27 protein-coding genes are annotated in these 23,406 nt (G+C 40.4%); 13 read left to right on the forward strand and 14 right to left on the reverse strand.

Annotated features, from left to right (window positions below; translation table 11 throughout):
- Positions 1–166 precede the first annotated feature (166 nt).
- From MHI16_RS14675 to MHI16_RS14695, 5 genes are all read left to right on the forward strand, one after another.
- The gene (locus tag MHI16_RS14675; RefSeq protein ID WP_058013801.1) at positions 167–1,249 is read left to right on the forward strand and encodes a BMP family protein; all 1,083 of its coding nucleotides are present in this window, start codon (positions 167–169) and stop codon (positions 1,247–1,249) included.
- A gap of 159 nt (positions 1,250–1,408) precedes the next feature.
- Positions 1,409–2,944, forward strand: coding sequence for an ABC transporter ATP-binding protein (locus tag MHI16_RS14680; RefSeq protein ID WP_058013800.1), 1,536 nt, complete (start codon positions 1,409–1,411; stop codon positions 2,942–2,944).
- Complete coding sequence (locus tag MHI16_RS14685) at positions 2,937–3,983, forward strand: ABC transporter permease (RefSeq protein ID WP_058013799.1); 1,047 nt, start codon at positions 2,937–2,939, stop codon at positions 3,981–3,983. The genes MHI16_RS14680 and MHI16_RS14685 overlap by 8 nt, the downstream gene beginning before the upstream one ends.
- Entirely contained in the window at positions 3,984–4,943 is a 960-nt protein-coding gene (locus MHI16_RS14690; protein ID WP_058013798.1) for an ABC transporter permease, read from the forward strand. It abuts the gene before it with no gap.
- Positions 4,944–5,118: 175 nt separating this feature from the next.
- A complete protein-coding gene (locus MHI16_RS14695) occupies positions 5,119–6,456 on the forward strand; it encodes a 2-hydroxycarboxylate transporter family protein (RefSeq protein WP_003213451.1) in 1,338 nt (445 codons plus the stop codon).
- Positions 6,457–6,527: 71 nt separating this feature from the next.
- On the opposite strand, the gene MHI16_RS14700 is transcribed toward MHI16_RS14695, so the two are convergent.
- Positions 6,528–6,737 carry a hypothetical protein gene (locus MHI16_RS14700; RefSeq protein WP_012011099.1) on the reverse strand — a complete coding sequence of 70 codons (210 nt, stop codon included), beginning with the start codon at positions 6,735–6,737 and terminating at the stop codon, positions 6,528–6,530.
- 219 nt (positions 6,738–6,956) lie between these two features.
- Between MHI16_RS14700 and MHI16_RS14705 the strand changes: the two genes are divergently transcribed.
- From MHI16_RS14705 to mnhG, 7 genes are read left to right on the forward strand one after another with little or no spacing between them, the layout of a single operon-like run.
- Positions 6,957–9,362: a Na+/H+ antiporter subunit A gene (locus MHI16_RS14705; RefSeq protein ID WP_058013797.1), complete on the forward strand. Its 2,406-nt coding sequence runs from the start codon at positions 6,957–6,959 to the stop codon at positions 9,360–9,362.
- Positions 9,359–9,790, forward strand: a complete 432-nt coding sequence (locus tag MHI16_RS14710) for a Na(+)/H(+) antiporter subunit B (protein WP_034620105.1) — start codon at positions 9,359–9,361, stop codon at positions 9,788–9,790. Before MHI16_RS14705 ends, MHI16_RS14710 begins: the two co-directional genes overlap by 4 nt.
- On the forward strand, positions 9,790–10,131 hold the full coding sequence (locus MHI16_RS14715; RefSeq protein WP_058013796.1) for a Na(+)/H(+) antiporter subunit C: 342 nt from the start codon (positions 9,790–9,792) through the stop codon (positions 10,129–10,131). Before MHI16_RS14710 ends, MHI16_RS14715 begins: the two co-directional genes overlap by 1 nt.
- Positions 10,124–11,602 carry a Na+/H+ antiporter subunit D gene (locus tag MHI16_RS14720; protein WP_058013795.1) on the forward strand — a complete coding sequence of 493 codons (1,479 nt, stop codon included), beginning with the start codon at positions 10,124–10,126 and terminating at the stop codon, positions 11,600–11,602. Before MHI16_RS14715 ends, MHI16_RS14720 begins: the two co-directional genes overlap by 8 nt.
- Before the next feature lie 6 nt (positions 11,603–11,608).
- Positions 11,609–12,088, forward strand: a complete 480-nt coding sequence (locus tag MHI16_RS14725; protein ID WP_058013794.1) for a Na+/H+ antiporter subunit E — start codon at positions 11,609–11,611, stop codon at positions 12,086–12,088.
- Positions 12,088–12,369 carry a Na(+)/H(+) antiporter subunit F1 gene (locus MHI16_RS14730; RefSeq protein WP_012011105.1) on the forward strand — a complete coding sequence of 94 codons (282 nt, stop codon included), beginning with the start codon at positions 12,088–12,090 and terminating at the stop codon, positions 12,367–12,369. Before MHI16_RS14725 ends, MHI16_RS14730 begins: the two co-directional genes overlap by 1 nt.
- Positions 12,353–12,727 carry a monovalent cation/H(+) antiporter subunit G gene (mnhG, locus tag MHI16_RS14735; protein ID WP_003213369.1) on the forward strand — a complete coding sequence of 125 codons (375 nt, stop codon included), beginning with the start codon at positions 12,353–12,355 and terminating at the stop codon, positions 12,725–12,727. The genes MHI16_RS14730 and mnhG overlap by 17 nt, the downstream gene beginning before the upstream one ends.
- 87 nt (positions 12,728–12,814) lie before the next feature.
- Here the strand turns inward: mnhG and MHI16_RS14740 are convergent, their stop codons facing one another.
- The 6 genes from MHI16_RS14740 to degQ form a co-directional block, all read right to left on the reverse strand.
- The gene (locus MHI16_RS14740; protein ID WP_003213775.1) at positions 12,815–13,204 is read right to left on the reverse strand and encodes a hotdog fold thioesterase; all 390 of its coding nucleotides are present in this window, start codon (positions 13,202–13,204) and stop codon (positions 12,815–12,817) included.
- Positions 13,205–13,227: 23 nt separating this feature from the next.
- Positions 13,228–13,869, reverse strand: coding sequence for a response regulator transcription factor (locus tag MHI16_RS14745; protein ID WP_058013793.1), 642 nt, complete (start codon positions 13,867–13,869; stop codon positions 13,228–13,230).
- Positions 13,870–13,949: 80 nt separating this feature from the next.
- Positions 13,950–16,265, reverse strand: coding sequence for an ATP-binding protein (locus MHI16_RS14750; RefSeq protein WP_144461870.1), 2,316 nt, complete (start codon positions 16,263–16,265; stop codon positions 13,950–13,952).
- A 57-nt stretch (positions 16,266–16,322) separates the two neighbouring features.
- The gene (gene comX, locus MHI16_RS14755; protein ID WP_081042274.1) at positions 16,323–16,490 is read right to left on the reverse strand and encodes a competence pheromone ComX; all 168 of its coding nucleotides are present in this window, start codon (positions 16,488–16,490) and stop codon (positions 16,323–16,325) included.
- Positions 16,487–17,401, reverse strand: coding sequence for a polyprenyl synthetase family protein (locus MHI16_RS14760; RefSeq protein ID WP_061409480.1), 915 nt, complete (start codon positions 17,399–17,401; stop codon positions 16,487–16,489). Before MHI16_RS14760 ends, comX begins: the two co-directional genes overlap by 4 nt.
- A 151-nt stretch (positions 17,402–17,552) precedes the next feature.
- A complete protein-coding gene (gene degQ, locus MHI16_RS14765) occupies positions 17,553–17,693 on the reverse strand; it encodes a degradation enzyme regulation protein DegQ (protein ID WP_003213123.1) in 141 nt (46 codons plus the stop codon).
- Positions 17,694–18,198: 505 nt separating this feature from the next.
- Here degQ and MHI16_RS14770 point away from each other — a divergent pair.
- Positions 18,199–18,552 carry a hypothetical protein gene (locus MHI16_RS14770; RefSeq protein WP_058013790.1) on the forward strand — a complete coding sequence of 118 codons (354 nt, stop codon included), beginning with the start codon at positions 18,199–18,201 and terminating at the stop codon, positions 18,550–18,552.
- 31 nt (positions 18,553–18,583) lie between these two features.
- Here the strand turns inward: MHI16_RS14770 and MHI16_RS14775 are convergent, their stop codons facing one another.
- The 7 genes from MHI16_RS14775 to MHI16_RS14805 form a co-directional block, all read right to left on the reverse strand.
- Positions 18,584–19,810 (reverse strand): HDOD domain-containing protein, encoded by a 1,227-nt coding sequence (locus MHI16_RS14775; RefSeq protein WP_012011110.1) that lies wholly within the window; start codon positions 19,808–19,810, stop codon positions 18,584–18,586.
- 139 nt (positions 19,811–19,949) lie between these two features.
- Positions 19,950–21,419 (reverse strand): nicotinate phosphoribosyltransferase, encoded by a 1,470-nt coding sequence (locus tag MHI16_RS14780; RefSeq protein ID WP_058013789.1) that lies wholly within the window; start codon positions 21,417–21,419, stop codon positions 19,950–19,952.
- Between the two features lie 17 nt (positions 21,420–21,436).
- Positions 21,437–21,988, reverse strand: a complete 552-nt coding sequence (locus tag MHI16_RS14785; protein WP_058013788.1) for an isochorismatase family cysteine hydrolase — start codon at positions 21,986–21,988, stop codon at positions 21,437–21,439.
- Between the two features lie 60 nt (positions 21,989–22,048).
- A complete protein-coding gene (locus MHI16_RS14790; RefSeq protein ID WP_058013787.1) occupies positions 22,049–22,456 on the reverse strand; it encodes a YueI family protein in 408 nt (135 codons plus the stop codon).
- A 27-nt stretch (positions 22,457–22,483) separates the two neighbouring features.
- Positions 22,484–22,732, reverse strand: a complete 249-nt coding sequence (locus tag MHI16_RS14795; protein WP_058013786.1) for a YueH family protein — start codon at positions 22,730–22,732, stop codon at positions 22,484–22,486.
- A gap of 96 nt (positions 22,733–22,828) precedes the next feature.
- Positions 22,829–23,050: a spore germination protein gene (locus MHI16_RS14800; RefSeq protein WP_034317131.1), complete on the reverse strand. Its 222-nt coding sequence runs from the start codon at positions 23,048–23,050 to the stop codon at positions 22,829–22,831.
- 100 nt (positions 23,051–23,150) lie between these two features.
- Positions 23,151–23,372: a spore germination protein gene (locus MHI16_RS14805; RefSeq protein ID WP_003213446.1), complete on the reverse strand. Its 222-nt coding sequence runs from the start codon at positions 23,370–23,372 to the stop codon at positions 23,151–23,153.
- Positions 23,373–23,406 lie beyond the last annotated feature (34 nt).

The raw sequence follows: 23,406 nt of genomic DNA on the forward strand, positions 1-23,406 counted from the left end.
AGTTAACCGAGATATAAGTCTGATGTCTTACATCTTCTCTCATGTCCTCCATAAGTTTCAGGAGAAAACAGGATAAAATACCCTATTCAGAAGGGTGAGAAGAGGTAGATCGGTCTTTTTTCGCGAGACTTTTCTGAAACTTTTAAATTTTATAGGGGGTTATGTTTTGAAGAAGCGCAAAATTGGACTAGCATTGTCCTTAGTCGTAGCAGCAGGAACCATCCTTGGAGCATGCGGCAACTCTGGCTCAAACAGCGGTGAAAGCAAAAAAGATAAAGATCAATTCACTGTTGCAATGGTAACTGATGTCGGTGGTGTCGATGACAAATCGTTTAACCAATCAGCTTGGGAAGGTTTACAAGCATTTGGAAAAGACAACAATCTAAAAAAAGGTAAAAACGGCTTTGATTACTTACAATCTAAATCAGACGCTGACTATACAACAAACTTAAACACACTTGCTCGTGAGAAATTCGACCTGATTTACGGAATTGGTTTCTTAATGGAAGATGCTATATCTGAAATTGCGGATCAACGTAAGAAAAACCATTTTGCTATCGTTGATGCAGTCGTGAAAAAAGACAACGTAGCCAGCATTGTGTTCAACGAAAATGAAGGATCATTCCTTGTGGGTGTTGCGGCTGCTCTTTCTACAAAATCAAACAAAGTTGGTTTTGTCGGCGGCGTTGACTCTGAATTAGTCAGAAAATTCGAAGTTGGCTTCCGTGCAGGCGTTGAAGCAGCTAATCCGAAAGCAAAAGTGGAAGTGAAATATGCTGGTGCATTCGATAAAGCAGACATTGGGAAAGCAACAGCTGAAAGCATGTACAAATCTGGCGTCGACATCATTTATCACGCAGCTGGCGGAACTGGAACTGGTGTCTTCACAGAAGCGAAAAACCTGAAAAAAGCAGATCCTAACCGTAAAGTTTGGGTCATCGGTGTAGATAAAGACCAGTATGACGAAGGAAAAGTACCTGGAACAAAACAAAGTGTCACTCTTACTTCTATGGTTAAGAAAGTAGACACAGCGGTACAAGACTTAACGACAAAAGCAAAAGAAGGTAAATTCCCTGGCGGCGAAGTGATCACTTACGGTCTGAAAGAAGGCGCTCTTGACATTTCTCCATCTCAGGACAATCTAGATAAAGATGTATTAAAACAAGTAGAAGAATGGAAACAAAAAATCATCAAGGGCGAAGTGAAAATCCCTGCAACACGTGATGAACTAAAAGATTTTAAAGCTTAATTTGAGCATCGGGATAAGCGCGTCTTATCCCCTTGCCTCTCCTTTACCTCCTCTTTATTCGTAAAAGGTGGTAAAAGAAAAGCTGCAGCCTCGTTTTGCAGCTTTTCTTTTGCTAGTTTTTATCTTCATCAGCACCCTAAAAAAGGAGCGGTTAAACCTGTGGATTATGTCATTGAAATGTTGAATATACGCAAAGAATTCCCTGGCATTGTAGCAAACGATAACATTACGCTGCAGCTAAAAAAGGGCGAAATTCATGCGCTGCTTGGTGAAAACGGCGCTGGAAAATCAACGCTCATGAACGTGCTTTTCGGTCTTTACCAGCCTGAAAAAGGTGAAATCAAGGTTCATGGAAAACCTGTGACCATCTCTAGCCCGAATGATGCAAGTGATTTAGGCATCGGTATGGTGCATCAACACTTTATGCTTGTCGATACCTTCACCGTCGCTGAAAACATCATCTTAGGAAAAGAGCCCAAGAAATTTGGAAAGATCGACAAAGAACAAGCCATACAGCAAGTACAAGAGCTTTCTGACCGCTATGGCTTAAAAATAGACCCTGCCGCAAAAGTATCTGACATCTCTGTCGGCATGCAGCAGCGTGCAGAAATTTTAAAAACACTTTATCGCGGCGCTGATATTTTGATCTTCGACGAACCAACAGCCGTCTTAACACCTCAAGAGATTAAAGAACTCATACAAATTATGAAAAACTTAATCAATGAAGGCAAATCCATTATTTTAATTACGCATAAACTAAAAGAAATTATGGATGCCTGTCACCGCGTCACCATTATTCGAAAAGGCCAAGGCATTCGTACACTTGATGTGGAAAACACAAACAAAGATGAGCTTGCAAGCCTCATGGTCGGTCGTGAAGTTTCATTTAAGACAGACAAAAAAGAAGCCTCTCCTGCTGAGGAAGTACTTCAAATTCAAGACCTTACGGTAAAAGACGCGCGAGGAATTGAAGCGGTGAAACAGCTCAACCTCTCAGTAAAGGCTGGAGAAATTGTCGGTATTGCTGGAGTCGATGGCAATGGTCAATCTGAATTAATTGAAGCCATCACTGGTCTAAAAAAATCAGAATCTGGCACGATCATGCTAAACGGGAAAGCCATTCAAAATCTTCCGCCTCGTAAGGTGACCGAATCTGGAATTGGACATATTCCTCAAGACCGTCATAAACACGGACTAGTGCTTGATTTTTCAATAGGAGAAAATATTTCCTTACAAACATATTATCAGCGTCCATACTCAAAATTTGGCTTGATGAATATGAAAAATATTTACCAAAAGGCAAAGCGAATTATTGCCGAGTATGACGTCAGAACACCGAGTGAATATACAGAGGCGCGCGCCCTGTCAGGTGGGAATCAGCAAAAAGCCATTATTGGCCGTGAAGTTGACCGCAATCCTGATTTATTAATTGCCGCTCAGCCGACACGTGGACTTGATGTTGGTGCGATTGAATTTGTTCATAAGCGCCTCATTGAGCAAAGGGACACAGGCAAAGCCGTCCTGCTCATCTCATTTGAGCTTGATGAAATTATGAATGTCAGTGATAAAATTGCTGTTATTTTTGAAGGCAGCATTATTGCCATCGTTGATCCAAAAGAAACAACAGAGCAAGAACTTGGTCTATTAATGGCTGGAAGTACGCAACAGGAAGTGGGGAAAGAAGCAAATGTCTAATCGTTTAACAAATCTGCTCATTCCGCTTATAGCCATTGTACTTGGTCTTTTTGTTGGGGCCATTATTATGCTGGCAAGCGGTTATAGTGTCATCGAAGGCTATGGCGCCCTTTGGAATGGCGTCTTCGGTGAAACCTATTATATGGGAGAAACCATCAGACAAGTGACACCTTACATTTTATCAGGACTTGCTGTTGCTTTTGCCTTTCGGACAGGTCTCTTTAATATCGGTGTAGAAGGTCAAATGCTGATTGGCTGGGTAGCTGCTGTATGGATCGGTACAACTGTCCATGCACCTATGTACATCCACCTGCCGCTTGCACTCATCACCGCAGCTGCTGCTGGTGCATTATGGGGCTTAATCCCTGGGTTTTTAAAGGCTCGTTTTTATGTTCACGAAGTGATTGTCACGATCATGATGAACTACATTGCCCTTCATGTGACAAACTATTTGATCTCAAATGTCTTAACGAATAATAAAGATAAAACAGAAAAAATCGATGCCACTGCCTCGCTTCGCTCTGGTTTCTTTGAACAAATCACCGATTTCTCTCGGATGCATAATGGTATTTTTGTTGCTATTATCGCTGCGGTCGTGATGTGGGTCATTATTCAAAAAACCTCTAAAGGCTTTGAATTGCGTGCTGTTGGAATGAACCAGCAGGCATCCCATTATGCCGGTATGAACGTTCGCCGCAATATCATTTATGCGATGCTCATTTCAGGTGCTTTTGCAGGTCTTGCAGGCGCCATGGAAGGTCTTGGTACATTTGAATATGCTTCAATTAAAGGCTCGTTTACCGGTGTAGGTTTTGACGGAATCGCCGTCGCTTTATTAGGTGGAAATACTGCTGTTGGTGTTGTTCTTGCTGCACTGCTGCTTGGTGGATTGAAGGTCGGTGCTTTAAACATGCCGCTTGAATCTGGTGTGCCGACTGAGGTCGTTGATATTGTCATTGCGATCATTATTCTTTTCGTCGCCTCAAGCTATATTATCCGCCTTGTGATGAACCAAATGAAGAAAAAGGGGGGAAAATAAGTGGGATTTCTGCAAATTCTTGAAATCATCGTCCCAGCAACACTTGTCTATGCTGCACCACTTATTTTAACCGCTCTTGGAGGCGTCTTTTCAGAAAGATCAGGTGTTGTGAATATCGGTCTTGAAGGTTTGATGGTCGTCGGAGCATTTTCCAGTATTATTTTTAACTTGTTGTTTGCTGATACGTTTGGCGCCTTGACCCCATGGCTTGGGCTCCTCGTCGGAATGGCGATTGGCGGATTGTTCTCTTTGATTCATGCAGTTGCGACCATTACATTCCGTGCTGATCAAACGGTCAGTGGTGTTGCGATTAACATGCTGGCACTTGGTGCTACACTGTTTGTTGTGAAACTCATTTACGGGAAAGCTCAAACAGATAAAATTACAGAGCCTTTCTATAAAGGTGATATTCCCCTTTTAAGTGACATTCCGATTATTGGCGATATCTTCTTTAAAGATGTTTATTATACGTCCATACTCGCATTAGCGCTTGCGGTTGTTGCTTGGTTTGTTTTATTTAAAATGCCGTTTGGTCTTCGTCTTCGTGCAGTCGGAGAACATCCAATGGCTGCTGATACAATGGGAATCAAAGTGTACCGGATGCGCTATATCGGCGTCTTTATTAGTGGACTGTTTGGAGGTCTTGGCGGAGCTGTTTATGCGTCGACCATCGCGCTTGATTTCTCACATGCGACCATTACTGGACAAGGCTTCATCGCACTAGCTGCTCTAGTCTTCGGTAAATGGCACCCATTCGGCGCAATGGGCGCTGCTTTATTCTTTGGATTTGCTCAAAGTTTAAGCATTATTGGCTCTCTCCTGCCGCTATTCCAAGATATACCGAACGTGTATATGCTCATTGCACCATATGTGCTGACCATCTTAGCACTCACTGGCTTCATCGGCCGGGCAGATGCACCGAAAGCACTTGGGACACCTTATTTAAAAGGAAAACGATAATTACGATGTATGATCAGTCCCCTGAAGGATAAACTACCTTCAGGGGATTTTTGTATGATAAAAACATAAAAACTCCTGTTTATTTTACTTTTATTACACTTAATTTAGTTTAATAAATAGATGAGTGTCACAGAATCTTCTACAATTGAGACAAATAGCATTTGGGGGTGTTTATGTGGCTAATACACAACAATTGAAATCGATTACAGACGATTCTGACAATAATAAAAGCGTTTTCCGTAAGATCATGTCTTGGAAAATTGGTGTTATTGACTTACCTGTGTATTTAGTACTTGCAGCGATTATTTTAACTGCCGCTTATTTTAATAAAATTCCAGCAAATATGCTTGGTGGTTTCGCTGTTATTATGATTTTGGGGATTTTCCTTGGAGATATAGGACAACGTATTCCGATATTAAAAGATATTGGTGGACCGGCGATTCTTTCTTTATTCGTACCATCGTTCCTGGTCTTTTTTCATGTTCTGAATCCGAACTCGTTGGAAGCGGTTACGTCTCTTATGAAAACGTCGAACTTCCTTTACTTCTATATTTCTGCTCTTGTAGTAGGTAGTATTCTTGGGATGCAGCGAACTGTTTTAGTACAAGGCCTTATTCGTATGTTTGTTCCTCTTGTTGCAGGAACAATTGCAGCTGTGACTGCCGGAATTCTTGTTGGTCTTTTAGTTGGTTACACACCGCATCATTCGTTCTTCTTTATTATTGTTCCAATTATTGCTGGTGGTGTTGGAGAAGGGATTTTGCCATTATCTATTGCTTATTCACAAATTCTTGGTGTATCAGCAGAGTCATTAATTTCTCAATTAATTCCTGCTGCCGTCATTGGGAACGTCATTGCCATTATCTGTGCTGGCGCAATGAAGAAGCTTGGTGAAAAACGTCCTGAACTAAACGGGAATGGTCGTCTTGTAAAGTCTAAAGAAGCAAATGAAATTTTTGAACAGCCTGATATGGATCCAAAAGTTGATTTTGGGTTAATGGGTGCTGGTGTACTTGTTGCTTGTACAACGTTCATTTTTGGTGGTTTGTTAGAAAGCTTTGTTCATATTCCAGGTCCAATCTTAATGATTGTCCTTGCCGCTTTAATCAAATACTTAAACGTGATGCCTCAGCATTTGCAAGATGGCTCACAGCAGTTCTACAAGTTTGTATCAAGAAGCTTCACATGGCCACTTATGGTCGGTCTAGGGATTCTATACATTCCACTTGATGATGTAGCAACAGTGATTTCTATTCCATTCGTTTGTGTATGTATCGCTGTCGTTCTTGGAATGGTTGGTTCTGGTTACTTCGTTGGGAAATTGATGAACATGTACCCAGTAGAATCTGCGATTGTGACAGGCTGTCACAGTGGTCTTGGCGGTACTGGTGACGTTGCGATCCTTTCAGCTTCCGGAAGAATGGGTCTCATGCCTTTCGCACAAGTTTCTACACGTCTAGGCGGAGCAGCAACCGTGATCTGCGCAACAATCTTACTTAGAATGTTTACTTAATCAAACAATAAAAAGCATGGGCTCTATTATGGGCACATGCTTTTTTTATATTTCTTTTCTCCTATAAGGATTTATTCTTCAGCAGAGACTACACGTATATATTCTCTTGGCTGAAATGGATATTGTCTTGCTTCTTGATAGGTCATATAGAGAAGATGTTCTGAAAACAACGGCCATTCACTTTCCGCCTGCCACCTTTTTTGATCATTTCGTTCTATGAAGAATGCTCCTCCTAAAATCGTGCAGAATATGCTTAAGCTGATGCCCGCTTTTAGTTTCATGTAATCAGCTCCTTTAAGAAAAGCATGTACGAAATACAAAACAATATACAATGAGTTTTATTTTTGATAAAATATTTTTTGTGGTCAAAAGAACTCAAAACAAATACAGTTTGCTGTAATTCAGTTCAAACCAATGCACTATGTCTGTATTTACGCTATAATTTTATTTACCAGTTCTTTAGAACGTGAATTTATATTGATTGAAGGAGGTTTATTTTCTTGCAGCTTATTCACTTCGCCATCCTATCGCCTTTTTTGCTTGCGTTTGTTGTGCCTTTTCTTTTTAAATACGTAAAGCGTATACATACAGGGTGGTTTGTTCTTATCTTGCCTATTCTATTATTTAGCTATTTTGTCCAAATGATGACGATGACATCAAATGGACGAACGTTATTTTCACAGATGGAGTGGATTCCTTCTCTAGGAATGAATTTCACTGTGTATGTAGACGGTCTTAGTTTGTTATTTGCGCTATTGATTACAGGTATTGGTGCACTTGTCGTCTTGTACAGTATTTTCTACTTATCGAAGGAAAAAGAACAGCTCGGCTCTTTTTATACGTATTTGTTAATGTTTATGACCGCTATGCTCGGTGTTGTTCTATCTGACAATATGGTGGTTCTTTACTTGTTTTGGGAGCTGACAAGTATCTCTTCTTTTCTACTTATTGGATATTGGTATAAACGGGATCGCTCACGTTATGGAGCGACAAAATCACTGCTTATTACCGTTTTTGGCGGATTGGCTATGCTCGGTGGTTTTATCCTCCTCTATCTGATTACTGATTCATTTAGTATTCGTGAAGCAGTTAATCAGCTTCAGCTCATTATGGCATCACCTTACTTTATCCCTGCCATGATCCTGATCTTACTAGGTGCCTTTACAAAATCAGCGCAGTTCCCATTCTATATCTGGCTGCCTGATGCAATGGAAGCACCTACCCCTGTGAGCAGTTATCTGCATTCTGCCACAATGGTCAAAGCCGGTATCTACCTTGTAGCCCGCTTTAGTCCCATCTTTGCTATATCAGAGGTATGGTTTTGGACCATATCCATCGTTGGACTTGTGACGTTATTTTGGGGATCATTCCACGCCGTTCGTCAAAACGATTTAAAAGCTATCCTTGCCTTTTCTACCGTTAGTCAGCTCGGGATGATTATGCTTATGCTTGGTGTTGGAGCAGCTGCAATCCATGAAAACAACCCCGCCTTTTTCGGCGCGGCCGTTCTCGCTGCGATTTTCCATTTAATTAACCATGCCACGTTTAAAGGCAGTCTCTTTATGGCGGCTGGTATCATTGATCACGAAACCGGCACTCGGGACATTCGGAAGTTAGGCGGTTTAATGACCATTATGCCGATTACCTTTACGATTACGTTAATCGGTACATTTTCAATGGCTGGTCTACCGCCATTTAACGGTTTCTTAAGTAAAGAGCTGTTTTTCACAAGTATGCTGCGCATTTCTAATGTCAGTTTTACTGACATTTCAACTTGGAGTGCTATTTTCCCAGCCGTTGCTTGGCTCGCTAGTGTCTTTACGTTCATTTACAGTATGATGCTTCTCTTTAAAACATTTAGAGGCAATCTTCAGTTAGATCAATTAGAGAAAAAGCCGCATGAAGCACCGATTGGTATGCTCATTCCGCCAATTATCCTTGCTGCACTTGTGGTCACCTTTTTCTTCTTCCCAAATATTCTAGCTTATTCTGTCATTGAACCTGCAATTGCAGCCATTATTCCGGATGCGATTGATCCAGGAAAACGGTTTGTTGTCAAAATTGAAGCATGGCACGGCTTTCAGCCAGAGCTTTATATGACGATAGGTGTTGTCGCTTTAGGAATCATCGGATATTTGACGTTGTCAAAATGGCGTCCAATCTACAATATCTTCAAAGAAAAATGGTCATTCAACTCATTATATGACCGGTCACTGATCGGCTTAGAAAAGGGCTCCTATCGCCTAACAAACAGTTATATGACTGGTTTCCTTCGTGATTACCTTGTCTATGTGTTTGGATTCATGATTATCGTGCTTGGGGGCGTGATGTTTTATCAGAATGCCTTTTCATTTAATATGGAGCATGCTGCTCCAGTCGGCACATACGAGGTCATTCTATCATTAGTCATGATAGCCGCAACCCTCACGACTGTGTTTGCTCGTTCTCGCTTAACAGCCATTATCGGGTTAGGTGTCATGGGGTATACGCTGTCACTATTTTTTGTTATTTTCAGGGCACCTGACCTTGCCCTCACCCAGTTAATTATTGAAACAATTTCTGTTGCACTGTTTTTACTTTGCTTCTATCACTTGCCACAACTAAGCATGAAGCAAAAAACGAGGAAATTTAAAATGACCAATCTCATCATTTCAGTAGGTGTTGGAGTCATTGTGACATGCCTTGCTTTCGCTTCCACAAGCAATCAGTCACTTGATACGATTGCGTCTTACTTTATTGAAAACAGCTACAAGCTTGCAGGCGGAAACAACATTGTCAATGTCATCCTTGTTGATTTCAGGGGCTTTGATACACTGTTTGAAATTACCGTGCTGGCGATTGCGGCACTTGGTATTTATGGATTATTAAAGACACAAGGAAAACGGAAGAGAGGAGTGCGCCGATGAGAAAAATTGATACGAATGATATGCTTTTACAAGTCACAACTAAAATCACTGCATTCATCATCCTGCTCTTCTCCCTTCACCTGTTTCTTGCGGGACATAATAACCCAGGCGGAGGATTTATTGGCGGATTAATGAGTGCCAGTGCTGTCGTCCTTCTGCTCTTAGCCTACGATCTGAAAACAGTTAGACGCATTCTGCCGTTCAACTTTATCTATGTTGCAGCGACTGGGCTGCTCGTCGCGATCCTGACGGGTATGGGATCATTTCTATTCGGTGCACCTTTTCTATCCCATGCATTTGATTATTTTCAACTGCCGTTTTTAGGGAAAACAGAACTGGCAACAGCCGTACTGTTTGATATCGGTGTATATTTGGTTGTTGTCGGTGTCACCATGACCATTATTCAAACGATTGGAGAGAAGGAATAATGGAATTTCTAATGTCTATTATCGTCGGTATTATTTTTATGACGGCGACCTATTTAATGCTTTCAAAAAGCCTACTGCGGGTCATCGTCGGCACTGCTGTTTTGAGCCACGGCGTCCATTTGCTTCTTTTAACAATGGGTGGCTTAAAAAAAGGAGCCCCTCCCATTTTAACTGAGGGAATCACATCCTATGTAGACCCATTACCACAAGCATTAATTTTAACAGCCATTGTCATTGCTTTTGGTGTGACATCCTTTTTACTTGTCATGGCCTTCCGTGCCTTCCAAGAGCTGCGAACAGATGACATGGATCAAATGAGAGGAAATGATCAGCATGAATAATCTCGTGATCCTGCCAATTTTAATACCATTATTAGCTGCTACACTCTTGATCTTTATGAATAAGAACATCATGCTGTCAAGAGGCTTTAGTGTGTTTGCTTCACTATCAGCCATTGTCTGCAATGTGTATTTAGTCCAAACCATCTTTACTAATGGGATTCAAACCCTCTATTTAGGAGGTTGGAAAGCACCATTTGGGATTGCCCTTGTGGCCGATCAATTTGCTGCGCTCCTTGTACTGACCGCTTCCGTCGTTGGACTAGTGACAGTTCTTTTCTCCTTTCAAACGATTGGGAAGGAAAAGGAGCGGCTGTTCTATTACTCTGGCGTGCAATTTTTGCTCGCTGGCGTAAGTGGCGCCTTCTTAACAGGCGATATTTTCAACCTGTTTGTATTCTTTGAATTACTGCTGATGGCATCATACATGCTTATTGTGCTGGGCGGATCAAAACCGCAGCTTCGAGAATCACTCAAATACATTGTGTTTAATATCATCTCATCGGCTTTATTTATCGTCGGTGTCGCTTGTTTATACGCAGTCACTGGTACACTGAATATGGCTGATTTAAGTGTGAAGATTGCTGAATCAGGGCAAACAGGATTAATCACTGTTATTTCCATTCTGTTCATGATTGTATTTGGCTTAAAAGCTGGGATCTTCCCGCTTTATTTCTGGCTTCCAGGTTCATATCATGCACCACCAGCAGCGATTTCCGCTCTATTTGGCGCTTTGCTCACAAAAGTTGGTTTATATGCGATTGCCAGAGTCTTTACGTTAATTTTTATACACGATACAGGGTTCACCCATACACTTATGGCATGGCTGGCCGCACTGACTGTGATATTTGGTGTGATAGGCTCGATTGCTTATTCGGATGTGCAAAAGATTGTGATCTATAACATTGTTACAGCCGTTGGGGTCATTTTGTTTGGGATTGCAGCCAATACACCTGCCTCACTTCAAGGGGCCATTTATTATCTCATTCATGACATGGTGATTAAAGGCGCTTTATTTATGCTGGCAGGTGCACTCTTTGTGTATGCTGGCACAAATCACTTGAAAAAGATGGGCGGACTAATTCAATCTCAGCCCTTATTAGGGTGGATGTTTTTCATATCGGCTTTATCACTAGCAGGAATCCCGCCTCTGAGTGGGTTTGTTGGAAAGCTAAAGATTGTAGAAGGCGGCTTTTCGGCTGGTCACATGACCTTTTCTATCCTTGTCTTACTGTCCAGCCTTCTTGTCCTTTATTCGATCATGAGAATTTTCATACTCGCATTTTGGGGTGAGGAACAAGATACGCGAAGAAGGAAACCGTCGGTTAAAGGAATGGTGTACCCTGGTGTAATGCTTGTGATCTTGTCACTTGCCATTGGGTTAGGGACAGAGTTCATTTCCCCTTATATTAATCAAGCAGCGGAAATGCTCTCAACACCAGAAAAATATATTCAAGCTGTGCTGAAGGAGTAGATGAACATGGCCTTTCAAATATTATTAAACGCTCTCCTCGCCTTTACCTGGATGTTTATGAATGATACATACAGAGCAGCAGACTTTGTATCAGGCTTTGCACTAGGGATGGTCGCCATTTTTATGCTTCGGCGATTTTTCCCACAGCGTTTTTACGGGTATGCCCTTTATGCAATTTTCAAGCTCTTATTGATTTTTATTCGGGAGCTGCTTCTTGCCAATTTAAGTGTATTAAAGACCGTATTATCTCCAAAGCTCACAATAAAGCCCGGTATTTTTGCCTTTCGTACGGACTTGAAAACGGATTGGGAAATTAGCATCCTTTCTAACATGATTACATTGACACCAGGTACACTGGTCATAGATATTTCTGATGATCGTTCGATTTTGTACATTCATGCAATGGATATTGAAGATGCGGAAAAAGCCATTCATGATATCCGGGTTTCATTTGAAAAAGCGATTCAGGAGGTGAGTGGCAAGTAATGGAGATCATCTTACAAATTTCACTTGGTATTCTTGCCCTGTCCACCCTTCTGTTTGTTATTCGAGTGATCAAAGGTCCCTCTATTCCTGATCGTGTAAGTGCACTTGATGCGATAGGAATCAATTTAATTGGGATGACAGCTATCGTTTCTATTTTGCTGAAAACGACAACGTTCTTTGAAATTATTTTACTGCTCGGTATCCTTGCCTTTATCGGCACTGTCGCTTTTTCCAAATTCCTTGAGAAAGGGGAAGTGATTGAAAATGATCGTCATCGCTAAAGCTATTGTCATTTTCTTTATCCTGCTCGGCGCCATCCTTTGTCTCATTTCAGCCATTGGCGTTCTTCGCCTGCCGGATGTTTATACACGTATGCATGCTGCATCAAAAGCATCGACACTTGGTGTTGTCCTCATATTAGTTGGGGTATTCTTTCACGAATGGTTTCTTGCAGGTATTATTTCTGCGAAGATTCTACTTGGGATTGTCTTTATCTTTTTAACAGCTCCGGTCGGCGCACACTTGATCGGAAGAGCCGCCTACAATACTGGTGTCAAGATGGACAAACGAAGTGTACAAGATGATTATGGTGGTTTTCGTAACTTCGTGATTAAACGCAAAGAAGACTCGTACTTATAAACCGAAAGAAGATCCTCACATGCGGGGATCTTCTTTTTATGAATCAATCCAACCTAAAAAAAAGCTTCCGCTGCACCGGGAGCTTTTTTATATGCGATCAATGACAGCAAGTGTGCATCTTGACGTACAGATGTGCCGGTCTCGATCATCTTTAATATCAATTTGAAATACCATTGTACGGCGCCCTACATGTACCGGAACAGCCGTCGCTGTCACTACTCCATCACGTACAGATTTTAAGTGATTGGCATTAATTTCAATCCCTGAGCAAACTTGCTGAGTTAAGTCTAAATGAGCCGCAGCCCCCATGCTTGCCACTGTTTCTGCTAGAGCAGCAGATGCTCCTCCGTGCAGCAGTCCAAATGGCTGTTTTGTTCTGTGATCGACTGGCATTGTTGCTACACATCGTGACTCATTACACTCTACAATCTCAATTCCCAGTGCCTCAAGCAGTGTATTTGATCCACTCACTTCCATCAGGGTTCTCTCCCTTCACACGTTTACAACACACTTTCAGATTTTGCAATTAACACCGCTTCGGTTCGAGAGCCAACATTCAGCTTATTAAAGATGGACGTCAAGCTGTATTCAATTGAGCGTTTGCTCAAATGCAGCACATCGGCAATCTCTTGGTTCGTGTATCCTTTTTCCACTTCTCTCAGTATCAAACACTCTCGCTCTGTTAACAGCTCGTGATCGGTCTGCTGCGCCTGTTCTGGCTTTTCTTGCTGCTGTGAAATTAATTTCTTTAAATAGGATAGCTGAATGACAACTTCTCCTTGCAATGTGCGGTGTATGTATTCAATAATTTTGTCTTTTGTCTCTGTTTTACTAATTGCACCGTGCAATCCAGCCCGAATGGCCTCTTCAAAATAATCATCTACTTCATACCCTGTATAAATGATGATTTTCACTTGTTGGTTGGTTTCTAGAATTTGTTTCGCAATGTCCATTCCATTGATATCCCCGAGATTTAAATCCATCAAAATCACATCATAGATGGAAAAGTCATGCGTCTTTAAAAAGGCGGCTTCTGCATCAGGACTTAAACAATCGACTGATAGCTGTTGATCTGATTCTAATATGCTTTTTGTCCCTTCCATGACAGCCGGATGATCATCAATGACCAATATCTTCTTCATGTCTTCCTCCCTTTAAATCACTCACTTCCATTTTATATAAAAGACTTGGCAGATGCCAAGTCTTATTCCTTAATAAATCGTTACAATTCCATTTCAATTTTCACCTTCAGCCCTTTTTCAGGTGCTGTGTGAATGTGAAGCTTCCCATTTAACGCCTTGACTCGTTCTCTGATGCCAGAAAGGCCCATGCTCATGGTGTGCTGATCAAGATGTCTTGCGTCAAACCCAACTCCATCATCCTCGTAGTGAAGAACAACCTGATCTTTAATACAAATCAGCATTACAAGCACTTGGCTGGCTTGAGAATGTTTCAAGGCATTGGATAACAGCTCCTGAACAATTCGGTATATATTGAGCTGGGAGTCAATATCAATGTCCAGCTCCTTATCAAAGCGTGTCGTATTCAGCCGAATATGAAATGGTGCTTCCTCCTGAATTTGAGAAGTCAGCTTCGATATCGCCTTCACTAAACCTAAATCGTACAGCAGCTGCGGCCGAAGTTCATGACATGTTTCTCTCGTCGTTTGAATCACCTTAGACATTTGTTCATTCCATGAGATAAGCGATTGTTCAATAGACGTTGGGCATTGATCGTTTTGGAAATTCGTTAAAAACATCTCTGACTGTCTTTTCAGCGATATCAAATCCTGCAGCACGGAATCATGAAGATCCCTCGCTAAATCGGAGCGCTGTTTTTCCTCCATCGCAAACATGACTTTTTTCAGCCAAGCAGGGTTCGCTTCACGCTGCTTCAAATCTTCAAGATGCTCCATCAATTCTTCAATCTTGACGACATTTTCTAAACTGACACTTGTGTAAAATGCCAATGTTTTCAGCCAAGAAATCTCATCACGCGTCAATTTTGGTGTCTGTAAATTGGATAAACAGCAAATCACAAATGAGTGACCGCCCCGCTCGCCAATTTTCATCATGAACCCTTTATCAAGCTCAATGATTTTCCCGACTTCCCCTAAAATATCCTGAAATTGATCCACATACTCTTTCCATAGATTGCTATCACCTGAAGATTCATCAATCTCTTCAATCTGTCCATCTGGCTTCACTTCAAGCACAAAGGCTTTATTCACAACCAGCACTTCTAAAATGGTGTATTTCAAATGATATAACACTTGGTGAAGTGATGACGCCTCACGAATGAGCTGAGTAAATTTAAACACACTGTCCTGATAATTATGCTTTTCTGAAAAACGTTTCAGCCGGAAGCGGAAATCTAGAATTTCTTTAAAATAAAAGACAGCAAGCATAAGCGCATAGGTGATTAATGCGAGCTTCAGAGTGTACTTTAAATCTTCTGGTTTTTGCAGAATGTAAAACGTGACAACAACAAAAATGGTCGGTGTGATGGCTAGAAAGCCATAGTACCTCAGTCTACTAATCAAGAAATCCATATTGTAAAGTTTGTTCGTCATGAATTGGTATACAAGGGAAAAAGGAATTAACAAAACGATTGATGTCAAAATAAAAGGATCAATCAAATACTTATCAAAAAACACATAGGGTATAACAAAAAATAGAATGAATGGACTGAACGACAAAACATTCATAATGGCAAAAAACTTTAAAACAGAACCATGTGCTGTTTTTTTATATTTCTTCATTCCTCTGACTATTAAATAAAGAGCTATTAAAACTGTTCCGAAAAAAAACAGTAAACTAATACTAGGAACATATTTTCTCAATTCAGATGAAACCGAAACCAAGCTATGTACGGCAAGGTTAAAGATAGGGATCAAATATAAGTACCTGATGAGCTTTGGATTCGTTAAATGCACATCAAATTCCTTGAAATATTGATAGATAAAATGGATATATAAGATAGACACACTTGATAAACACAATAGTAGAACATAATGGCTAAATCTATCACCAATTCCTGACGTACCTGCACTTAGATATCCAACACAAATTGACAGTAAGAATAAAATTAATAAAAATGCAGATTTCCGTTGCGGTTCTTTGTTAATTTTAATAATAAAAAAGATACAGAATAAGCATATTGAATATAGAAGAAGAGGAATTAAATAGACAAATAAACTTTCGCGACCAATCAATGTCTTATTTTTAAGTGATATAATTTGGTTGCCTCTTTGTATATCAATTCTTTGTACATTTCTAAGCTTACCATTGATCATGTGGTCTTGAATTAAATTAGATTGTCCGTTTATCTTTAGTATAATATCTCCTTCTTTTAACCCCGACGAATAAGCTAAAGAAAGATATTCAACGTCAACAACTTCCGTTTGACCATTAGCATTCTTTTCTACACGTGCACCATTAAAAATATCAAATACATAGATATATGAAATATAGATCACAAATAAAAAAGATAAAAATACAAGAAACGTGGACAATTTTGTATAGGTAAGCTTTTTCATGTTTAAAAACATCCTTAAGAAAGATCATTAAATCATCATACTGGTTTGAACTTTAAATTAATACTCCCAGATGTATTTTGCACTCATATATTCTTTTTTTACCCCCTGTATTATGGCAGCAGTTGTTTGTGCGTCAGCATGAATTAAGCTGGCATTTCCAGATATCAATTCATCGACCACACCTGGGTTTTTTATTAGATATGCAATGATATTTTGAATGTTCAATCATTGCCCTCCTTTGTCATAAATGCATACAATTGTTCCCTCTTTGTTTTAGGCAATTCGAGTTTGTCAATCCCTTGCCTCATTTTTAACAGCATAATCTCTCTCATTGATACCATGTACTGAGTCAAACCTGCTTCAAGTAATTTCTGCTTCAGCTGAAATGACTTTTGTTCTGACTCATCTAAACGACTAGAAAAGAACGTAAGAATCTCTTGACTGGCATCGTTAAAGCCTCTTTGTAAATAGCTAAATGCCAATGTTTGTTTTTTAAGAAAGTCTCCGTTTGTTTTCGAAAATAACGCAAAAAAATCGTTACTGATCTGTTCAGCAACACCATAACATATTGAATATGATTCCACAGTTGAGTTGATTTTTCCCGTCGCTAAATAAGCACCCAGTACACTAGCAAGAGCTGTTAAAGATCCTGATTTTTTCCTTAAAACCTCTACACACTCTTCTTCTGTTCCATGCAAATGACGCAAATCCTCATGCTGTCCTTCCATTGACCGTTTGATGAGTTGGAACAGTTTCTCAATTAGTTGAAAATCATTTTCACCTATTGATGTGATGAGTTGGATACTCAGTGTATACAAATACGTAGAAGCATTGATGGCCACTCCTTGGTTGACGTTCATCCAAGGATAAGAATCTTTATCCTGATCTTCAATATCATCTAATATATCGGCTGATAAGATGAGAAGTTCAATCCCTGCTGCCAATTGTGTAATCGCTTGCTTGTCTTGTCCGCCAAATGCCTCATAATGCTTGTAAGCTAATTGCCCAAAGGGAAATTCATTCTTTATATCTGTAAATTCTAGAAGCAGCTTTTGTAAATCATTCTGCCTGACTGCATGTTGAATAAAATCAGACATATTCTGCTTGATTTTTGTATTCTCTAGATAGTTTAGCATACTCGGTCTTGTCCCTCACCCTTCCGCCTTTTATTTTACTAAAAAGACTTGAGCAAATGTCCACTGACATCACTATTTAACAATTATATAATAATATATCCTTTTTTTGTATGTATTTGGATAAAAAAAAGACTTGATGATTATCAAGTCTTTAAGAAATTTTCACATATTCATATTTGTCGTACTGATCAATGCTTTTGTTAATGTTATGAAGAGAAGCCGTTGTTTCTCTAATTTCGTTTTCAAGTTTCCATAATAATTGTTTAAGTTCTTCGATTTCATACTTTTCCATCGATTCCACTCTCCTTTTTTGGAAGATCAATGTATTTGTGTATGGTGATTGGGTCATAAGTATTTGATCTGTTACTAACAGTGTAAATGTAATTGAGTATTTTTTCACCGAAAAGTATGCACAAAATGTGTGCGTGATACCGCAAAATTCAATAGGTCTTTTTTCATCATTTTCTGACTTTTCAAATCATACTTTTATCTTAATTTCAAAGGAACTCCGTCATTTTTGCGACAAGAATAGGCATCATTCGTCACACTTCTCTCACAACAGAACATACGATCCCTCTTGTAACCTCGGTTTTGCGTGTTATAGGTCAGACGACAGGCCCCTTTGTGGACACCGCAATTTTTTGGCGACATTCACCGAAATTGACCGCAAAAGTACCTATTTTTATGTTGGATTTATAAAGATAGAAAGATGACTTTGATTCTTTATTCTGATTTTCTACATACATTTAGAACAGATATCCGTCCAATTTCACGTCAATGAGAGAAGAGGTGACCATGTGTTTTACTATGTTCCTTATCCTGCTTTGCAGGGTCCCGCAATGAGCCGTGCATATCCGCGCACGCCTATGACTTTTCCTCCAGTAGATGCCCACTCATTTCAACGAGCCGCAAAGGAATCAGCCCGACTTGTTGCTGATGCTTCACTTATTACACAGCAGATTTCCAGCTCCCTTTCGTTTGCACAGCGGATGATGGAGGCTGCTGAGCGCTCTGATTCGACAAGTGTCATCCGAATGCTGAAACAAATCGGTGTGAAAAGTGGTATTGACATCCGCTTTAGTCCAGAAGGCATTCGTATCTACTTGTCTCTTGCCTCTAGCAGACTTTTTCTCCTTTTACAGTGGGCATAACAAAAAAAGCCGCTCTCAGCGTGGGCGGCTTTTATGATTCAAACATTTTATGACACCATTCAATGGCTTCTATATAACATCCGTAGGCTTCTTGCTTCGGGAGATTCCCATCTAACATCTCATGATCCCATTCATTTCGTTCAATCCGTTTGGCGACATCTAGCACAAATGAATAATCATTTTCATAGCCAAGCAGTGCCTCACCAACTTCATCAGAAAGTGGCAACTCTTTTACAAGTTCTGTGATATCTGCCCTGACAAGTGTATCAATGAGAGAAAACATGCCTGTCAGCATATAAGAGGCTGGGTGCTCTCGTTCAGTACGACTTGCAATCAGTTCACACGTTTTTGCCCGAATGAAGGACATTTTAATAATTTCTTTTTGGCTTGAGTTGGCTTGAACATTCAATTCTTTAAATGAAAGAATAAAGATCCACCGCCTAATTTCATTAAAACCAAGCAGAATAATCGCCTGCCGGATACTTTTGATTTGATAAAGACGTCTCATGCCGCCTGAATTGAGCATTTTTAATAATTGGTATGATAGCGAAAGGTCACTTTCAATAAAATGGGTCACAACCTGGATATTCGGCTGTTCCTTGCTCAGCTCATTTAATAGCTGGTGGTACGCATGGAAGCTGGTCGATAATGCTCGTCCTGATATAACATGCGGCTCACTAAAGAAATACCCTTGAAACAAATGGAAGCCGGCTTCTAGCGCTTCTTCATATTCTCTTCGCGTTTCCACCTTTTCTGCAAGGAAACGAAGTCGATATTTTTTATAGGTATGTAGAATTTTTCTACGTTCTTCCGATGTGGTCTTTAGAAAGTCAATTTTTAAAATATCAATGCAATAGAGGAGTTCCTCAAGCAACTTGTCACTGAAATGTGATCCGCTTAGAAAAAAATCATCAAGTGCAATCGTATATCCCCATTTTTTTAATTCCTTACATCTCATAATAAGTGCCGGGGTAATCGGGACATTTTCTAATATCTCGATCACAAGCTGATGCGGATCAAAATAGGTGAGCAGATCAGACGAAAGTAAGCTTTCGGTGAAATTAATGTAGCATCTTTTGCCTTCTGTCAATGTTTCGATGCCGATATTTAAAAAACTGTTAATAATGAGGTCCGTTGTCGCTTGGTCACCATCTTCAGCGCTATATGTATTGGTTTCACTATCTCTATAAAGCAGCTCGTATGATACGACTTGTTCTTTTCTGTTAAAAATAGGCTGTCTCGCAACAAACACCCTCAACTGCTCCAATCCTCCTTTATGCAATGACAAACAAGATGTGCTTTCAGTATACCAAATGATTGTGCTTATGGTTCATTTTGAATCGGTCAAAAAATAAAAAAAGAGATCACCTGACTTGATGATCTCCTTTCTTCCAACATTAGCTTTCATAAAGCTCTAGTTTAATTTTATTTTTCACGTCATGGATAAACTGCATCTTGTTATCCCAGCATTTTTGACTCAAATCGACTGGATATTCTTCTGGTTTGCTGATTCGTTTATATTCCTCCCAGAAAAGTCCGAGGCTCTCCTGCACATAGGCTTGAATCGTTTGAATATCCGGATTGTCATATACAAGTTTTCCTTGTTCAAAAATCGGGACATGTAGATCCTTCGCCACAAAGTTTGTGACAAATTTGCTGATAAATGTATGCACAGGATGGAACATTTTCAGCTTATCCTCACTATGAACATCTTCCTCTTCGAGCGCAATGTAGTCACCCTCAGAGTGATGATTCAATTGATTGATAATGCGGTACACACGTTTACGTCCAGGTGTTGTCACTTTCTCTGGGTTGGATGAAATTTTGATGGTATCATTCATCTTACCATTCTCTTCAATCGACACAAGCTTATACACTGCACCGAGAGCTGGCTGGTCAAATGCTGTGATCAGTTTTGTCCCAACACCCCACACATCAATTTTGGCACCCTGTGCTTTTAAATTCATGATGGTATGTTCATCGAGATCACTTGATGCAATGATTTTTGCGTCATGGAATCCAGCTTCATCCAGCATCGTTCTAGCTTTTTTAGACAAGTAGGCAAGGTCACCACTATCAAGTCTGACACCAATAAAGTTGATCTTGTCTCCAAATTCTTTCGCTACCTTAATGGCATTTGGAATACCGGATCTTACGGTATCATACGTATCGACTAAAAAGACACAGTCTGTATGGGTTTCAGCGTATTTTTTAAATGCCGTATATTCATCGCGGTATGCTTGTACAAGTGCGTGAGCATGTGTTCCTGACACTGGGATGTTGAAACGCTTCCCAGCACGAACATTACTTGTCGCCTGAAAGCCGCCGATGAGTGCCGCTCTTGCTCCCCACATCGCAGCATCCATTTCATGTGCACGTCTTGTTCCAAATTCTAATGCTGTCTCATCTTCAATGATTCCTTTAATCCGAGCTGCCTTTGTTGCAATCAGCGTCTGGAAGTTCACAATATTCAGTAAGGCGGTTTCAATGAGCTGCGCTTCTACAAGCGTTGCCTCGATACGCATAATTGGCTCATTTGCAAAGACAATTTCGCCTTCCCGCATTGAATGAAGGGAGCCTGTAAAGGACAACCCGCTTAAATAATCAATGAAATCGCTTTTATAACCGAGTTCGTCTTTTAAATACGCTAGATCACTTTCAGTGAAGGAAAAGTCCGATAAATATTCAATCGCTTTCTCTAAACCAGCAAATACAGCGAAGCCATTGTCAAATGGAAGCTTTCTGAAGAAGAGTTCAAACACTGCCTTCTTCTCATGAATGCCGTCTCTCCAATACGTTTCTGCCATGTTAATTTGATAAAGGTCTGTATGTAGTGATAAACTGTCGTCAATAAACCGATGCTCCAACTTCCATTCTCCTTCCCTTACTTAACCACTTTCGCACCAAGCGACTGCTCAAAGTGAGAAAGTGCCCACTCGTGCCCCGCTTCATTAAAACTCGCTACAGCATTCTCGTGAATCACAATTTCAAAGCCTTTATTGTACGCATCAACAGCTGTATGAAGTACACAAATATCGGTACATACGCCGGCTAAATGAAGTTCAGTGATGCCACGCTCGCGCAGTTTCATTTCTAATTGAGTGCCTGCAAAAGCAGAGTATCTTATTTTTTCCATATAGTAGACATGTTTTAAATGCTTTGACGTGTGAAATAGTGAACTTAGTTTGCCATAAAGTTCAATTCCCTTTGTCCCGCGAATATTATGGGGCGGAAATAACTTTGTCTCTGGATGATAAAGGTCTTGCTCCTCATGATGATCGACTGCAAAGACGACAAAGTGCCCTTCATCAATAAACGAAGAAGTGATCTCTGTGATCTTAGGCTCAATCGCCTGTCCAGGCTTTCCGCATGTCAATTTTCCATCGTCTGCAACAAAATCAACGGTATAATCAATACAAATCAATGCTTTGCCCATCCGCATCTCTCCCATATGCTCTTTTGACTCATTATAGCTTATTCATTTCACTAGGGAAACCTATTCAACAGATTCGTGAGAAAAAGCCTTTTGAAACAGCTCATCTTCTATATAGATGTGCTCTTGATTGACCGCATTTGGCAGCTCTATCACAAGACCAAAAGGAGAATGTGCCTCATGATGATTCACCACTTTAAAGGAACATCCCGCGGCATTAGCCATTTTCACATATTGAGAATAAGAAGCATAGGACAACTCACCATTTAAAAGAACAGTGGCCTGACGGTTGGCCTTTAATACTTGTTCGACCTCTTGATACGGTTTATTTCGTGAGACCTGTCCCTTTGTCAGGGCAAGAAGCGCTCGTTCTCTTAATGAACCGAGAAACATTCTTCGTTCATCGGGTTTTGTTTCAGCATGTCCAAATATCCCTTGCTGCAAATAAAAGTCTACGGATTCTTCTTTCATCGCTGTTTTCACTCCTGGTTTTCATATTTACATTTCTGTGACCCAGTGCACAATCTTTAGTGCAAGTTCACGGGCTTCGTCTGTTTCTGCTCTTTCCATTAAGGATTGCTCGAGTGTATGGATCAGCTGTTCTTTTTCGTCCTCGTACGCAATGGAAATACTCCATTCAATATCAGGTACGGCAACAAGCGTTTTATATTCTTTTTTATTTTCATGTAAATATACATTGTAGGTCTTTGGTTGTCCGCTTGTGATGTGTGCTTTTCTAATTTTCATTTGGCTCTGTTCACACCTCTTTTTCCTTCTTACTTCCATATCCATTGTACCATAAAAAAAGACAGCTTCAGAAAAGGAATTCCCTTTCAAAGCTGGCTACGCATTGAAGCTCTTCTGCTGACTAATAAGATTTGAATCCCAAACAAATGTGACATTTGGACTGTTAAAAAATTGGACGAAGTCACCTGCATTATACGTACCTGATCCACCGGCAGAGTGATCGACACTTTTTGGCGAAATGGCAAAAACATCACCGAAATGTGCAGAACCATTTCCAATTACACGGTCAATATGAATAGGCCCAACAATCGCTGGCATCTTTCCACCACCTTTACTCCCCTCATCATATGCCTATGAGGAAAATATGTGTCTATCCAATATAAAAAAGACAGCTGATATGTGAGCATCAGCTGTCTTTCTATGCATTAAATGATTGAGGCTGGCCAAACAATGTGAAATCCCATAGCATCGTCGCATTCGGATCACTTGTAAGCGACATATAATCACCTGAATTAAAGGCTCCTGCCCCGCCAGTCGAGTGGTCTACAGCTAATGGGGCAATGGCCAGTACATCACCGAAAGTAGCTGCACCATTGCCTCCTAATGACTCAATATGAATAGGTCCAACGATTGCAGGCATCAGAATCTCCCCCTATCTGCTTATGACAATCATC

Source organism: Bacillus sp. FSL K6-0923, assembly GCF_038630825.1.
Classification (GTDB): Bacteria; Bacillota; Bacilli; order Bacillales; family Bacillaceae; genus Bacillus; species Bacillus pumilus.

Excerpts from the sequence above, each read along its gene's own strand:
- MHI16_RS14685 (WP_058013799.1), top strand. The coding sequence starts at position 2,937 with ATGTCTAATCGTTTAACAAATCTGCTCATTCCGCTTATAGCCATTGTA.
- MHI16_RS14700 (WP_012011099.1), bottom strand. The coding sequence starts at position 6,737 with ATGAAACTAAAAGCGGGCATCAGCTTAAGCATATTCTGCACGATTTTA.
- MHI16_RS14710 (WP_034620105.1), top strand. The coding sequence starts at position 9,359 with ATGAGAAAAATTGATACGAATGATATGCTTTTACAAGTCACAACTAAA.
- MHI16_RS14715 (WP_058013796.1), top strand. The coding sequence starts at position 9,790 with ATGGAATTTCTAATGTCTATTATCGTCGGTATTATTTTTATGACGGCG.
- MHI16_RS14720 (WP_058013795.1), top strand. The coding sequence starts at position 10,124 with ATGAATAATCTCGTGATCCTGCCAATTTTAATACCATTATTAGCTGCT.
- MHI16_RS14725 (WP_058013794.1), top strand. The coding sequence starts at position 11,609 with ATGGCCTTTCAAATATTATTAAACGCTCTCCTCGCCTTTACCTGGATG.
- MHI16_RS14730 (WP_012011105.1), top strand. The coding sequence starts at position 12,088 with ATGGAGATCATCTTACAAATTTCACTTGGTATTCTTGCCCTGTCCACC.
- mnhG (WP_003213369.1), top strand. The coding sequence starts at position 12,353 with ATGATCGTCATCGCTAAAGCTATTGTCATTTTCTTTATCCTGCTCGGC.
- MHI16_RS14740 (WP_003213775.1), bottom strand. The coding sequence starts at position 13,204 with ATGGAAGTGAGTGGATCAAATACACTGCTTGAGGCACTGGGAATTGAG.
- MHI16_RS14745 (WP_058013793.1), bottom strand. The coding sequence starts at position 13,869 with ATGAAGAAGATATTGGTCATTGATGATCATCCGGCTGTCATGGAAGGG.
- MHI16_RS14750 (WP_144461870.1), bottom strand. The coding sequence starts at position 16,265 with ATGAAAAAGCTTACCTATACAAAATTGTCCACGTTTCTTGTATTTTTA.
- MHI16_RS14760 (WP_061409480.1), bottom strand. The coding sequence starts at position 17,401 with ATGCTAAACTATCTAGAGAATACAAAAATCAAGCAGAATATGTCTGAT.
- degQ (WP_003213123.1), bottom strand. The coding sequence starts at position 17,693 with ATGGAAAAGTATGAAATCGAAGAACTTAAACAATTATTATGGAAACTT.
- MHI16_RS14785 (WP_058013788.1), bottom strand. The coding sequence starts at position 21,988 with ATGGGCAAAGCATTGATTTGTATTGATTATACCGTTGATTTTGTTGCA.
- MHI16_RS14790 (WP_058013787.1), bottom strand. The coding sequence starts at position 22,456 with ATGAAAGAAGAATCCGTAGACTTTTATTTGCAGCAAGGGATATTTGGA.
- MHI16_RS14795 (WP_058013786.1), bottom strand. The coding sequence starts at position 22,732 with ATGAAAATTAGAAAAGCACACATCACAAGCGGACAACCAAAGACCTAC.
- MHI16_RS14800 (WP_034317131.1), bottom strand. The coding sequence starts at position 23,050 with ATGCCAGCGATTGTTGGGCCTATTCATATTGACCGTGTAATTGGAAAT.
- MHI16_RS14805 (WP_003213446.1), bottom strand. The coding sequence starts at position 23,372 with ATGCCTGCAATCGTTGGACCTATTCATATTGAGTCATTAGGAGGCAAT.